This window comes from Porphyromonas circumdentaria, from assembly GCF_900167105.1.
Lineage (GTDB): Bacteria > Bacteroidota > Bacteroidia > Bacteroidales > Porphyromonadaceae > Porphyromonas > Porphyromonas circumdentaria.
The window spans coordinates 1-14,837 of the sequence record NZ_FUXE01000003.1; the positions used below are offsets into that span (position 1 = coordinate 1).

General features: G+C 42.6%; 9 protein-coding genes and 1 pseudogene. 2 read left to right on the forward strand and 8 right to left on the reverse strand.

The window, feature by feature from the left end; genetic code table 11:
* The 8 genes and pseudogenes from B5D06_RS01515 to rimP all read right to left on the reverse strand — a co-directional run.
* Positions 1 to 231, reverse strand: a pseudogene (locus B5D06_RS01515) (IS256 family transposase); the annotation flags it as partial.
* 316 nt (positions 232 to 547) lie between these two features.
* Complete coding sequence (gene sufD / locus B5D06_RS01520; RefSeq protein ID WP_078736272.1) at positions 548 to 1,912, reverse strand: Fe-S cluster assembly protein SufD; 1,365 nt, start codon at positions 1,910 to 1,912, stop codon at positions 548 to 550.
* Between the two features lie 6 nt (positions 1,913 to 1,918).
* Complete coding sequence (gene sufC / locus B5D06_RS01525) at positions 1,919 to 2,680, reverse strand: Fe-S cluster assembly ATPase SufC (protein ID WP_078736273.1); 762 nt, start codon at positions 2,678 to 2,680, stop codon at positions 1,919 to 1,921.
* Positions 2,681 to 2,719: 39 nt separating this feature from the next.
* On the reverse strand, positions 2,720 to 4,195 hold the full coding sequence (gene sufB, locus B5D06_RS01530; RefSeq protein ID WP_078736274.1) for a Fe-S cluster assembly protein SufB: 1,476 nt from the start codon (positions 4,193 to 4,195) through the stop codon (positions 2,720 to 2,722).
* Positions 4,152 to 4,745 carry a CvpA family protein gene (locus B5D06_RS01535; protein WP_078736275.1) on the reverse strand — a complete coding sequence of 198 codons (594 nt, stop codon included), beginning with the start codon at positions 4,743 to 4,745 and terminating at the stop codon, positions 4,152 to 4,154. Before B5D06_RS01535 ends, sufB begins: the two co-directional genes overlap by 44 nt.
* A 100-nt stretch (positions 4,746 to 4,845) precedes the next feature.
* Positions 4,846 to 7,692 carry a translation initiation factor IF-2 gene (infB, locus tag B5D06_RS01540; RefSeq protein WP_078736276.1) on the reverse strand — a complete coding sequence of 949 codons (2,847 nt, stop codon included), beginning with the start codon at positions 7,690 to 7,692 and terminating at the stop codon, positions 4,846 to 4,848.
* 85 nt (positions 7,693 to 7,777) lie between these two features.
* Positions 7,778 to 9,130, reverse strand: coding sequence for a transcription termination factor NusA (gene nusA, locus B5D06_RS01545; RefSeq protein ID WP_078736277.1), 1,353 nt, complete (start codon positions 9,128 to 9,130; stop codon positions 7,778 to 7,780).
* 49 nt (positions 9,131 to 9,179) lie between these two features.
* Positions 9,180 to 9,647, reverse strand: coding sequence for a ribosome assembly cofactor RimP (gene rimP / locus B5D06_RS01550; protein WP_078736278.1), 468 nt, complete (start codon positions 9,645 to 9,647; stop codon positions 9,180 to 9,182).
* 786 nt (positions 9,648 to 10,433) lie between these two features.
* On the opposite strand from rimP, the gene B5D06_RS01555 reads away from it, so the two are divergent.
* Positions 10,434 to 12,632, forward strand: coding sequence for an ATP-dependent Clp protease ATP-binding subunit (locus B5D06_RS01555; RefSeq protein ID WP_078736279.1), 2,199 nt, complete (start codon positions 10,434 to 10,436; stop codon positions 12,630 to 12,632).
* 29 nt (positions 12,633 to 12,661) lie between these two features.
* A complete protein-coding gene (gene htpG / locus B5D06_RS01560; RefSeq protein WP_078736280.1) occupies positions 12,662 to 14,716 on the forward strand; it encodes a molecular chaperone HtpG in 2,055 nt (684 codons plus the stop codon).
* Positions 14,717 to 14,837: the final 121 nt, after the last annotated feature.

Sequence of the window (14,837 nt, forward strand, 5' to 3'; positions counted from 1 at the left end):
AAAATTCCCTGAACGAGTACGTGGAATCCGAAGCTCAAAGCTGCATCCATAGCCTCGCCATCGACGAGGACGGAAACCATTGCACTGTTCCCCTTTATGCTCCTCTACAAAAAGAGCACGTTCTTGTTTGGAGAAGGTGTTCAATAACACTCGAATAATCTCGTTAATTCCTGACTCTGATGATAGCATTTCCGAAATAAATGCCGACTTTTGTGATGCTGTAAGCTCCATTATTCTTAATTTGTTTTTTGTTGTTACCACAAAGTTAAGAGCTACGGGGCTTACACACTTTTGTAGGACAGTATCAAGAGATTCTCAATATAATATGTTGAATATCAGTAATTAGATGACTTTTAAGGGCTGACTAAATAAAAAATCCAGTAACCCTTTGGGAGAATAGATTGTCCCTAAGCTTACTGGATTATAAATATTGTGAGAAGAGAATTACAAAAAAATGAAAAGGATACGGGGCACTCTCAACGGAATAACCCCGTGTGCTTATTTTTTGAAGAGATCTATAAAAACAGACGTCTATCTCAACCGTTGGTTAGAAGCATACCTTGCCACACTTGTTGCAGTGTACCGAGTCTTTTCCATCAAATCGTGCCGTGATAACATCCACAATAGACTCTCTTAGAGAGGGGAGTTCTACGAGTTGTACCACATCATCTGTAAAGGCTATACTGAGCATTGTGCGAGCTTCCTTTTCTGTAATTCCTCTTTGCCGCAGGTAGAAGAGAGCATCTTCGCTAAGTTGCCCTGTAGTCATACCATGGCTACATTTTACATCGTCGGCATAAATCTCGAGTTGAGGTTTAGAAAAGACACGTGCCTTGGGAGAAAGAAGTAGATTTCTATTGCTCTGTATTGCATTGGTCTTTTGTGCATCTGTTGCGACATAAATACGACCTGCAAACGCTCCAACAGAATCATCGTTCATGATATATTTGAACAGCTCATGAGTCTCGCATTCGGGGCGAAGGTGACCTATGTGCGTAAAGTTATCGATATGCTGTTGCTCTGTACCAATAGCCAATCCAGCTAACGTTAATTTGGCGTTTGTCCCTAAGAAGCGAGTCCAAAAGTTGTTGCGTGTAACCCCATTGTTAAGGGTTAGAGCATTGATAAGTACATTGCTTTCCTCTTTTTGGCGAAGAATGGTGGTTGTCATCGAATAGGTCTTTTTGCTCGACTCTTCCAAGTCGTAGAGTTTGAGCACACCTCTCTCGGCAACATCGATTTCAGTTACTTGGTTGATTAGGAAGCGATCTTTATCTAATGTGTGATTACAAATCAAAACTTCCAAAGAAGCCCCCTCTTCTACGATCATCATGATGCGTCGGAAGAGCAACATCGGAACATCGGAGCGCACCAGCTGTATCACACGCACTGGGTCAGGTACTTTTACTCCTTTGGGTACATAGAAGATAAGCACCTCTTGTACAAACATTGTGTTGAGCGAGACAAGAGCATCTATATCGACCTCGGCATATCGTCCGTAGATTTTGGCAAGTTGCTCTTTCTTATCAGGATATTGCTCTAAAAATGTACTCAAGTTGCCTATGAATACTTCCTTGGGTAGCAGTTCCAAACCCTTCGAAAGGGACGGCTCAAAACGTTCGTTGAGTACAGTTATTTGAGTATGAGGCATATTCTCCAACCCACAAGAGAAACCTTTAGCATCTTTGATAGGAAAGTGTACATTTTGCACGTTAATTCCGTAGTCAAAGTCGAAAGCCTCTTTAATATCTGTACGTGTATAGTACTCCGAAGAAGTAGTCGGAAAACCGTGCTGTACAAACTCTTCACGCGCCAAAGAACGCATCTCGTTGAGGAGAGCAGGGGAGTTATCGTGAATAATCTCCTTATTTTCGTCGTAAAGGTCTAAATATATTTTTTCTACAGGCTGCATAGTAGGTTATTTATTGGCTTCTTTGATCCAATCATACCCACGCTCTTCCAAATCGAGAGCCAGTTCGGGACCACCGCTCTTCACGATGCGTCCTTGATAAAGCACGTGAACAAAGTGGGGTTTAATATACTCTAATAGCCTTTGGTAGTGGGTGATAACAATAGAGCTTGTGGTCGGGGATTGCAATTGGTTTACACCCTCTGCCACGATGCGTAGTGCGTCGATGTCTAAGCCGCTATCCGTTTCGTCGAGGATAGAGAGACGAGGCTCTAACATAGCCATTTGGAAGATTTCGTTACGCTTCTTTTCTCCCCCAGAGAAGCCTTCGTTAACGGAGCGGCTGGCTAATTTGGAGTCCAACTGCACCACGTTGCGCTTCTCGGTCATTAGTTTGAGGAATTCTGCCGCAGGCATAGGAGGAAGTCCCTCGAACTTACGTCGCTCGTTGATGGCTGCACGCATAAAGTTGGCCATGCTTACCCCTGGTATCTCCACGGGGTACTGAAAACTCAAAAACAAACCTCTATGGGCACGCTCCTCGGGAGAGAGTTCTAAGATATTTTCTCCTCTGAATATCGCTTCTCCCTCTGTTACCTCAAAAGCGGGATGCCCTACCAGTACAGAAGACAACGTACTTTTTCCACTTCCGTTAGGCCCCATTATCGCATGGATTTCGCCTTCGTTGACAGAGAGATTTATACCTCTTAAAATCTCTTTACCATTTACAGAGGCATGAAGATTGTTTATTTCTAAAAGCTTTTTGCTCATATAATCTTTTCGGTGTAGTAGTTATGTTTATAATGATGCCTATCCAACAGATCCCTCCAAGGTTACTGTTAGTAGTTTTTGTGCTTCTACAGCAAACTCCATGGGGAGCTTATTCATTACTTCGCGGGCATACCCGTTTACGATTAAGCCCACAGCCTCTTCTGTGGAGATACCCCTTTGTTGACAGTAGAACAATTGGTCTTCATTGATTTTTGAAGTCGTAGCTTCGTGCTCAATAATGGCTGTGTCGTTCATAACCTCTGCATAAGGAAACGTGTGTGCTCCGCAATGATTACTCAACAAAAGACTGTCGCATTGAGAGTGATTTCTACTATTTTCTGCTGTTGGCGATATTTTTACCAAGCCTCTGTAACTGTTATGACTTGAGCCTGCCGATATACCCTTGGAAACAATGGTACTACGAGTATTTTTGCCCACATGTATCATCTTGGTTCCAGTGTCTGCTTGTTGGTAATTATTTGTCACGGCAACCGAATAGAACTCTCCGATGGAATTGTCCCCGACAAGTAAACAACTGGGGTATTTCCATGTTATTGCAGAACCTGTTTCTACCTGCGTCCACGAGATTTTGGAGAAGTCTCCACGACAGAGTCCACGTTTCGTTACAAAGTTGTATATACCACCTTTACCGTTTTTATCGCCAGGGTACCAGTTTTGTACCGTGGAGTATTTAACTTCGGCTCTCGTTTCTGCAATAATCTCCACAATAGCCGCGTGAAGTTGGTTCTCGTCTCGCATGGGAGCAGTACAGCCTTCGAGGTAACTTACATAGGCATCTTCATCTGCCACTATGAGAGTACGCTCAAATTGCCCCGTATTGCGTGCATTGATTCTAAAGTAGGTAGATAGCTCCATAGGACAACGTATGCCCTTAGGGATATAAGCAAAAGAACCGTCGCTGAAAACTGCGGAGTTCAGAGCTGCAAAATAATTATCTCTGTAGCTAACTACTTTGCCGAGATACTTCTTTACTAAATCGGGATGCTCCTTTACAGCTTCGCTAAAAGAGCAAAAGATGATGCCTAAATCTGCCAGTTTTTCTCGGAAAGTGGTCTTAACAGATACACTATCCATAACGGCATCCACAGCCATGTTGCCCGCTAAAGCTTGACGCTCATGAAGAGGAATCCCCAATTTGTTAAACGTCTCCAGCAACTCTGGGTCTATTTCATCGGAAGATTGTGGCGATACTTTTTGTTTGGGAGCAGCGTAATAAATAATATCTTGGTAATCGATGGGGGGAATATACAGATGCGCCCATTTGGGTTGTTTCATTGTAAGCCAGTGACGATAGGCTTTCAATCGAAACTCCAGAAGCCACTCTGGTTCTCCCTTTTTTTCAGAGATTAAGCGAATGGTTGCTTCGTTCAATCCCCGACCGATAGTATCGGTATGGATGTCAGTTACAAAACCGTATTTATAATCTCCCTGAGTTACCTCTTGCAAGATATCATCTTGTTCTGTTGGTAAGGGAGGTGTATTGTTTGTTTCCATTTATAGCGTTGTCAGTATTCTTTTCTATTAGCTCTCTTTCTTTTTCTAACAAATAAGGTGCTATAAAAGTTGGCACAACCTTCTTTATTGGGTAGTAAAAGCGAGATTCTTGCCGTATATCTATTTGTTCTTTTTCTGTTTTTCCCTTTTGAAAAGGCGTAAAACTTGGGAAAACAATACTGTCTATGAATAAAAAGATATAACTCAAGATCGTAATAGGAATAATAAAGCCCAAAAAAGCACCTCCTAAGCGATTGAAGATAGCCAGTGGTGTATGAGAAACAGATTTACTTATCAGACGACCTAACCAACTAACAAGCACAAGTATGACAATGAAAGAGAGAGCCATGCCGATGGTATGTGCCATTTTGGGAGAGACATCCAATAGATGTATAAGTTTATTCTCTAAGAAAGGGGTCAAGTGCCCCGAAGCGAAGATGGCAATGTATATCCCTACGAAGAAGAATAATTGTTTGATTAGACCTTCTCTTAATCCTTTGATGACAGATAGCCCAACAATGATTAGTATTATAATATCTATCCAATTCATAGGTAAGTAAAGGCTACTGAATAGACCCTATATAAAAGAGGAACTACTCAATAGCCTGTTTCTGTGGTTGTTTTTCTTTTATAGACAAAGATTGAGAGCGTTAAAGCTTCTTTTTGATTTCTATTTCTTGGTATGCCTCTATTAAGTCGCCCTCTTTAATGTCATTGAAGCCTTTCAAGTTGAGACCGCAATCAAGCCCCATTGCTACTTCTTTCACATCGTCTTTAAATCGTTTGAGAGACTCTAAGGCTCCAGTATGGATTACGATACCGTCACGTATGACGCGAACTTTATCTGTTCTATGTATCTTGCCCTCTTTCACCATACAACCTGCAATGGTACCCACTTTTCCAATTGTAAAGGTCTGTTGGATCTCCAATAGAGCAGTAACTTGTTCCTTGATTTCTGGCGATAGCATACCCTCCATGGCACTACGTACGTCCTCTATAGCATCGTAGATGATAGAGTAGGAGCGGATCTCTACTCCAGCTTGTTCTGCACTCTTGCGAGCTACGGCACTTGGGCGCACTTGGAAGCCGATAATAATAGCTTGAGATGCTTCTGCCAATACAACGTCAGACTCTGATATTTGTCCTACGCCTTTGTGTATTACTCTCACAACAATTTCTTCGGTAGAAAGACCGATAAGTGTATCTGAAAGTGCCTCAACAGATCCGTCCACGTCTCCCTTAATAATAAGGTTCAACTCTTGGAAGTTACCGATAGCAATACGGCGACCGATATCGTCCAGTGTAAGCATTTTTTGGGTACGTAGACCTTGCTCACGCTCCAACTGTGTGCGCTTGTTGGCAATATCTCGAGCTTCGTGTTCTGTTTCTAATACATTGAAGGTATCACCTGCCGATGGAGCTCCATTGAACCCTAAAATAGTAGCAGGAACGGAGGGGCCAGCCTCCTTAAGAGGTTGGTTGCGTTCATTGGTCATAGCTTTGACACGACCGTAGTACTTCCCTGCCAAAATGACATCTCCAACTTTCAATGTCCCATTTTGTACCAAGATGTTAGAAACATAACCACGTCCTTTATCCAGTGAAGACTCTATGATTAGTCCTGAAGCTCTGCGCTTGGGGTTTGCCTTGAGTTCCAGTAGATCGGCTTCTAAAAGAACCTTTTCGAGAAGTTCATTTACTCCGATTCCCTTTTTGGCAGATATCTCTTGGCATTGATATTTACCGCCCCAGTCCTCGACCAAATAGTTCATAGCGGCAAGCTGCTCTCTAATTTTGGCGGGGTCAGCTCCTGCTACATCAATCTTGTTGAATGCAAATACCATAGGTACGCCTGCAGCAGTCGCGTGGTTGATAGCCTCCACAGTCTGGGGCATCACCTTATCGTCACTGGCGATGATAATAATTGCAATGTCTGTTGCTTTAGCTCCACGGGCGCGCATTGCGGTAAAGGCTTCGTGACCTGGAGTGTCAAGGAATGTGATGTGACGTCCAGAAGGAAGTTTCACATTGTAAGAACCAATGTGCTGGGTGATACCTCCTGCTTCACCAGCAATTACATTGGTTTTACGAATGTTGTCGAGAAGAGAGGTTTTACCATGGTCTACGTGCCCCATGACCGTAACAATAGGAGCGCGTTCCACGAGATCTTCTTCTTTGTCTTCTTCGGTGCTTTCCTGTATAGCTGCAACAACGTCTGTACTAACGAACTCTGTTTCGAAGCCAAACTCCTCGGCAACCAGCTTTATAGTCTCTGCATCTAAGCGCATATTGATGGAGACCATCATGTCTATGCTCATACATGTAGCGATGACTTCGTTTACTGGGATATTCATCATGTTTGCCAAGTCGCTCACTGTAACGTATTCGGTGAGCTTCAAGATGCGGCTTTCGCGTTCGTCTGCTTCGAATGCATCTTCCGCGGCTTGTCTTGCAGCATCACGTCTATCCTTTCTAAAGCGAGCTTTCTTCTCGAAAACGGTCTTTTTACCTTGTAGGCGAGCTAAGGTTTCTTTTACCTGCTTCTGTACATCCTCCTCTGTAATCTCAGGTTTAGGAGGTGCTACATTACGGTTGTTTTTCTTTTTGCCCTTGCCTTCTCCGGGAGCATGTTGTTGCTTACCCGCATTAGCTTTAGAAGCATTTTGATTTTGACCTCTTTTTCCTGCTACTGGGTCGATCCCTTTGGCTGCTTCTGATTTAATATCTACGGCTTGAGAACCGATACGTTTGCGGCGTTTGTTCTTGCTATTGGCGTTTTCTGTCTTTTTGGGAGGATTTATACTATCTAAGTCAATCTTGCTAACGACAGTGAGTTGAATAGCTTTGGGAGTAGAAGGGCGATAAACTTCTTGTTGTTGGTCATTAGAACTACTTTCTGTAGCGGGCAAAACATCTACAGAAGTCTCCTCTTTAGCTATAGGCTCTTGCTCTTTCGCAGCAACTTGCTTTTCTGTGGGTACGGGGGCTATTGGAGCTTTTTCCGCACTTTTTTCTGGAGCGACTTTATCCTCTTTCTTTTTAGGATTTGAGGAGGTGGTAGTTGTGCTCGTTGCTTTCTTTTCTTTCTTGTCAGAGCTCTTTGCCGTTTTGGGCTGCTGAGTTTGAGAAAGATCTATACGACCACGTACTTCTACCTTAGAAACAGTTTTAACTTCTTCGGTTTTTTCCTCTTTAACAGCAACGGGCACCTCTTTTTTCTCTCCCATAACTTCTAACTCCTTGGGAGCTACTACTTCTTTCTTTTTCTCGGGAGAGGGAGTGGGTGGAGTAACTGCTACTTCTAATTTCTTTTTGAACTCTTCTACAGACTCGTTAGGCGAGAATCCTTTTAGAACGATTGCCAGAGTCTTGTCATCTACAGGAGCATTGGGAGAGGGAACCTCTATCTCTTTTTCCTTTAGATAATCTTTCAGGGTATTAACCCCAACGTTTAATTTTTTTGCCAATTCAATGTATTTTATCGCCTTTGCCGCCATACTTGTTATTTATAATCCTTCTTTTATAGCCAATGTTTATTTGTAAAAAGGTCGTACTGTCGTTTTTACTTTAGGTCAGAGAGCCTTATTGCTCTTCTCCCTTTTCGGTTTCAGTTTCCTCTTGAGTGCTCTCTGTAGCGTGTGAGGCTTCTGTTTTATATCCTATTTCGTGGAGTTCATCTTGCTCAAACTCTTCCGCCAATATGGATAGCACAGAGTCGACAGTTGCTTCTTCCAAATCGGTTTTACTGATCAGTTCCGATCTTGGAGTAGACAAGACAGTCTTTGCAGTAATCCAGCCTGCGTTCTTAAAGGCCTCTAATACCCAGTCTTCGATTTCGTCGTTAAACTCATCCAAGTAGATATCTTCTTCGCTTGCCTCTTCAATGTCACGGAATACTTCTATCTGATACCCAGTCAACACAGAGGCCAATTTGATATTTGAAGCATTTTTCCCGATAGCCATAGGCACCTCTTCGGGACGAAGATATACCTCGGCTTTGGAACCCTCTGGAATGATATCTATAGAGGTAACTTTAGCGGGGCTGAGTGCACGCTGAATAAACAGTACTGTATTGGTTGTATAGGTAGTAACGTCTATGTTCTCTCCCTTTAATTCTCTAACGATACTGCGTATGCGACTACCATTCATACCAACGCATGCTCCCACGGGGTCGATACGGTCATCATAAGATTCGACCGCCATTTTGGCGCGCTCTCCTGGGATGCGAGCTACTCTCTTTATAGTAATCAGACCATCTGCAATCTCTGGGACGTTAAGTTCAAAGAGGCGTTTAAGGAAGTTATCGCTCGTACGAGACACATAGATTTTTACTTGGTTATTAACCATCTCTACACGGTCTATAACAGCCTGTACTGTGTCTCCTTTGTGAAAATAATCTCCAGGGATTTGTTCCGACTTGGGGAGTAAGAGTTCGTTCCCTTCGTCATCTACAAGCAATGTCTCACGTTTCCATACCTGATAAACTTCGGCAGATATAAGGTGCCCTGTTTTTTCAAGAAACTTGTTATAGAGGGTCTCTTTTTCCAACTCCTTAAGTTTGCTGGAAACAATCTGTCCTAAGTTCAGAATAGCTCTACGCCCGAAAGAGAGGAAGTCAATCTCTTCGTTGATTTCATCTCCTAAATCTGCATATTGATCCCGTTCTTTTGCTTGAGTTAGCCCAATCTCCAAAGCCGGATTCGTAACCATACCGTCCTCGACGATACGCAGAGCCCTCCAAATCTCCAAGTCTCCTGTATCTTCATTTACAATGACTGTGAAGTTTTCAGAGGTTCCAAACATTTTAGCTAACACACTCATAAAAGAATCTGTCAGTACACTTACCAGAGTAGCCTTGTCTATGTTTTTAAGTTCCTTAAACTCTGCAAGTGTTTCTGCCATCCGTAGCGGCGACTTTGATTGTTTCTGGGCCATAATTAATGTTCTATGTATAGCGGGTATATGTTTTTAGTTACACTGTTATTTATTCAAACCTATATGTGGTAGACTTTACTTCTTCGTACAAAAAAGTGTGCTCTACCTCTTCATAGTGGCGTTTGCGATGTCTTCCGTCGGGAGATTTTACCAGTTCGGAACATACGATAGAAAAAGATTGGTCATCAGACGATTTTAATACTCCGTCAAATTTGTTCCCCTCTTTTGTTATCACTCGTACGGGATTACCTATATGTTTTTGATACTGCCTTAGGTGGGCAAAAGGAGTGGTTAGACAAGCAGAGCCTACTTCGAGAGAATAGTCCGTTTCGTCTCTGTTGAAACACTTCTCAAAACCCTTGCTTATAGCTATACATCGCTCTATAGAGATTCCTTTTTCTCCATCGACAACTACATCGATATCATTAGAGTGAGAGAGAGAAATCTTTACGATAAACTCTTCAGGGGTAAGAAGTTCCTGAATACATTGCTCTATTTTAAGTATGTCTAAACTCATCCTGTTTACTAATAATAGGTGTGGCGTTTTTTCGGATATCTATTGGGATATCTCATATAATAAAAAAGAGGAACCCGCTTTACGCATGGTTGCCTCTACCCACGTACCGTATGTGATTGGGAATTAGTGTAAATTCCACCGGCGCAGGACAAAGGTATAACAAAATAATGTAATAAAGTAATAACCGATAACGATTTTTGTTTTTAGTGCCTCTTTTTCATCTTCCTTCAGCCCCCTTTGTGCGGCCTTTTGTATCCTGTTTGTGATAGTTTCTTGTCTGAAAAGGAGTTAGAAAAACTTTTTTCAATCTATAGGATAAGTAGTTTCCTCCGCTCTGTAAATCCATAACCTTCTGTGTAATTCTTTATTTGCAATCTGCAAATATATATACGCAATCTAAGAATATATATATTCAATCTAAATATATGTATATTCAAATTGAATATAAAGAATGGTAAAGGAGAAAACTACTTTATAGTAATGACCTTTTGGACTTTCTTACAGGAAGATAGAGAGATTTTTTTGAGAGCTGAAAAGAGGAGTATTCTGGTAGATGGCTTAAAATAGAGCAAACGGACGTTGCAGAGATAAGATTGAGCGGCATTAAAGGGGGGGGGATCCTATTCTTTTTGATAATGAGGAGGCACGTTTCTTATCGAAAGCCTTCGTAATACGCCTCTGCAAGAGAGAAGTACTCTTGTTCATAGTCTTGGCATATTTATTGTATTAAGTGTAAGCGTGCACTGTTCCATATAACACCAAAGCTCAGTGCGCAAATGAGATATTATGAAAGGAAAATATATGGAGAGTTCACTCCCTAAAGAATATGATGTTATGTACGGAGAGCCAAACGACTCTCTATCTTATTTCGAGCTTTCTAATGGCTTGAATCAAGACTTCGATCCCGATAGTGAGCAGTCCGATGCCGATGATAAAGAGGATTCGGGTCAATCTAAAGATGTTGCTTCCAGAGAGGGCGAAAAGGAGAAAATGGCCAAGACACCAGCCTTAGACTCGTTTGGAACAGATCTCACTCTGTTGGCTACACAAGGGAAATTAGACCCGATGATTGGCCGTGAGAAAGAGCTCGAAAGGCTTATACAAATACTTTGTCGTCGCAAAAAAAACAATCCCGTTTTAATAGGAGACCCTGGGGTGGGGAAAAGTGCCATTGTAGAAGGTTTGGCGCAACGTATCGTACAGAGAAAGACACCTCGTTTCCTTTTTGGAAAACGCATTATAAGTCTGGATACTGGACTTCTTGTCGCAGGTACTAAATATAGAGGGCAGTTTGAGGAGCGTCTCAAAGCCGTAACGCAAGAGTTGAAAAAGAACCCCAATATTCTTCTCTTTATTGATGAGATACATACAATTATAGGAACAGGGGGGACAGAAGGGTCGATGGACATGGCCAATATGCTCAAGCCAGCTCTCTCGAGAGGGGAGATACGTTGTATTGGAGCTACCACTCTCTCGGAGTACAGCAAGAGTATTGAAAAGGATGGGGCGTTGGAGCGTCGTTTTCAAAAGGTAATTGTTCCTCCTACGACCATCGAAGAGACCTTACAGATACTTAAGGAGATAAAGCCTTTCTATGAACAGTTTCACAAGGTAACGTACTCCGATGGGGCTCTTAAGGCGGCGGTGGATCTTACAGACCGCTATGTGTCGGATCGTTTTTTTCCAGACAAAGCCATAGACGCTTTGGATGAAGCTGGTGCAAGAATGCACATCGGTGAGAAGGCGCAGAATGCAGAGTTGCAACGCCTGGAAGCCCTCAGAGAGGATTATCGTGAGAAGCGTAAGTCCGCCGTTTTGTCTACCAATTACGAGTTGGCAGCTGCGTGGAGAGATAAGGAACGAAGCATTACTAAAGAAATAGAAGAAACAGAAGAGCGGCTTAATAAAGAAGAGGCTTATGTGGAGGTGAATGAGAGCCACATAGCACGCGTTGTTGCTTTGATTACGGGAGTGCCTGTAGAGCGTATTGCTAAAGCCGAGACTGCCCGTCTGAAAGCCTTAAGCCAGACGTTGAAGGAGATTGTTATAGGGCAAGACGAAGCCATCGAAAAGGTAAGTAAGGCTATTCAACGTAATCGTTTGGGACTGCGAAACGAAAAGAAGCCGATTGGTAGTTTCCTCTTTTTAGGCTCTACTGGGGTAGGAAAGACCTTTTTGGCCAAAAAGTTAGCAGAGCAGCTTTTCGGCGATGAAGATGCTTTGATACGCGTAGATATGAGTGAGTTTTCAGAGAAATTCACAGTGTCTCGCTTGATAGGAGCTCCTCCTGGATATGTCGGTTACGAAGAGGGCGGACAGTTGACCGAGAAAGTGCGCCGTCAACCCTATTCTGTAATCTTACTGGACGAAATAGAGAAGGCGCATCCAGAAGTATTCAATATGTTGCTCACCGTTTTGGACGAGGGGGCTCTGACCGATAGCTTTGGGCGTAGAATAGACTTTAAGAATACCGTTATTATTATGACGGGTAATGTGGGTAGCCGTCGCGTTAGTGAATACGGCTCTGGTTTAGGCTTCCGCTCTGAAAGAGATACGGCACAAGAGGCAGACACTCTGGCTCGCTCTATAATAGATAAGGAGTTGCAACGTACATTCAGCCCAGAGTTCCTAAATCGTTTGGATGCCGTTATCCATTTTGCTCATCTTAGAGAAGAAGATTTATTGCGTATTGTTGCCAATGAGTTGGATACGTTACAGAGGAGATTTGCTCGCCAAGGCTATTCGTTTACGATTACCGAAGAGGCTCGCAAGTGGTTAGCCAAAAAGGGATTTGATCCTAAGTTTGGGGTGCGGCCTCTCAAACGTTTGTTGCAAACAGAGATAGAAGATCGTTTTGCAGATCTTATCCTCGATGGCGAAATCTCAGAAGGGGGCATGATACACTTCTCTTTAGAGGAAGATCACCTAAACGCAACGGTACAAATCCCCGTAATACTTCCCAAGGAAGAAAAACATTTACAGTAAAACAGTACTCTTAATAATATCCATTATTTATGGCGATAACAGGAAAAATTGGGGTTACAAGTGAGAATATATTCCCCATAATCAAAAAATTTCTCTACAGTGATCATGACATATTTCTCCGTGAGTTAGTTTCTAACGCTGTAGATGCAACCATGAAGTTGCAAACAATAGCACGCAACGATCAAAGTGTAGGAGAATTGGGGACTCCAGTTGTACGTGTGGAGCTTGATACAGAAGCAAAAACAATAAAGATATCAGACCAAGGTGTGGGAATGACTCAAGAGGAGGTCGAGTCTTACATCAATCAAATAGCTTTCAGTGGAGCAGAAGATTTCTTAAAGAAGTATGAGGGGAGCAATACTCCTATCATAGGCCATTTTGGGCTGGGTTTCTATTCAGCGTTTATGGTGGCTAAGATGGTCGAAATTGATACGCTCTCTTATAGGGAGGGAGCAGAGGCGGTACATTGGGCTTGCGATGGGTCGCCTGAGTACACCTTGACACCTTCGGAAAGAAAAGAGCGAGGAACGACTATTACACTTCATGTGGATGACGATAGCACTGAGTTTCTTTCTCGTGAACGCTTGGGAGCACTTTTAGATAAGTACTGTCGCTTCTTGCCCGTTCCTGTAATTTTTGGCAAGAAACAGGAGTGGAAAGAGGGTAAAATGGTCGATACCGACGAGGATAATCAAATCAATGAAACCAATCCTCTATGGGTAAGAACGCCCAATGATCTCAAAGAAGAGGATTATAAAGCGTTTCATAGCCAGCTTTACCCTGGCTCCGATGAGCCTCTTTTCTGGATACATCTCAATGTAGACTATCCTTTTACGCTCAAAGGGGTACTCTTCTTCCCAAAGATTAAGCCCAATGTCGAGCTTCAGAAAAACCGTATAAAACTCTTCTGTAATCAGGTGTTTGTAACCGATCATGTAGAGGATATCGTTCCCGAGTGGCTAACTCTTTTAGAAGGAGTAATAGACTCTCCCGATATTCCGCTGAACGTAAGCCGCTCTTACCTGCAAAACGATACGAATGCACAGAAGATAGCTCGACATATTAGCAAAAAGGTATCTGACAAATTGAGTGAACTCTTCCATGCAGACCGCTCTAACTATGAGGGCAAATGGGATTCGATAGGTCTTTTTGTACACTACGGAATGCTAACTGACGAGAAGACTTATGAACGCTTACTACCCACAATGCTCTTGAAAGATACCGACGGTAAGTACTTTACCATGGAAGAGTATCGCAAACTTATCGGTAGCGAGCAGACGAATAAAGAGGGTAACATGGTGGTACTATATGCTACGGACAAAAAAGAGCAATATGTATCGCTCAAACAAGCTACTGACAGAGGCTATAATGTACTCATCATGGATGGTCCTTTAGGATTGCCTTTGATGAATATGTTGGAACAGAAGCAGGAGAAACTCCACTTTGCCCGTGTAGACAGTGATACGATAGACCGCCTTATCGAAAAGGAGCAGAAGAATGAGTCCTCAATGGAGGCTGCCGATGAGGATCTATTGCGTCAACTCTTCTCTCTTTCTGCTCCTCAAGAAGAGGGCAAGATGTTCCATGTACAGATAGAGCATACAGAGGCAAATACACCCGTGGAAATGATACAAGGGGAGTGGATGCGCCGTATGAAAGATATGAGTCGTTTCCAGTCGGGTATGGGATTCTATGACACATTGCCTGATAGTTTCAATTTAGTGGTCAATGCCAATCATGTCATTATAAAGAGCATTTTTGATCAGTTGAAGGATAAGGATGGAGCCAAGCTTGAAGAACTCCAAGAAAAGATAAAGAGCTTGAAGCAGCAGCAATCCGATATTGTCAAGGAAATCGGAGATACTTCAGAAGAGAACCTTAGCGAAGAGTTGAAGTCCAAGAGAGCAGAAACGACTTCGGGCATAGAGCAACAGGAGAAACAGCTGTCGGCACTTCTACACAGTTTCATCGAGCAAACTCCTAAATTGGACCAACTATGGGATTTGGCCTTGCTAAGTAGAGGTTTGCTTACTGGCGAACGACTTAACCTCTTTTTGAAGAGATCTTGCGATCTTCTCATGTAAAAGAGAGTGTAAGCTATAAAAATCTTTTATAGATTTTAGGGAGAAAGGATTTTATTAATCCTTTCTCTTTTTTTTGTGCATGCCTAATTTTTGTAGGACAGTATCGAAATAAGCAGTTAAT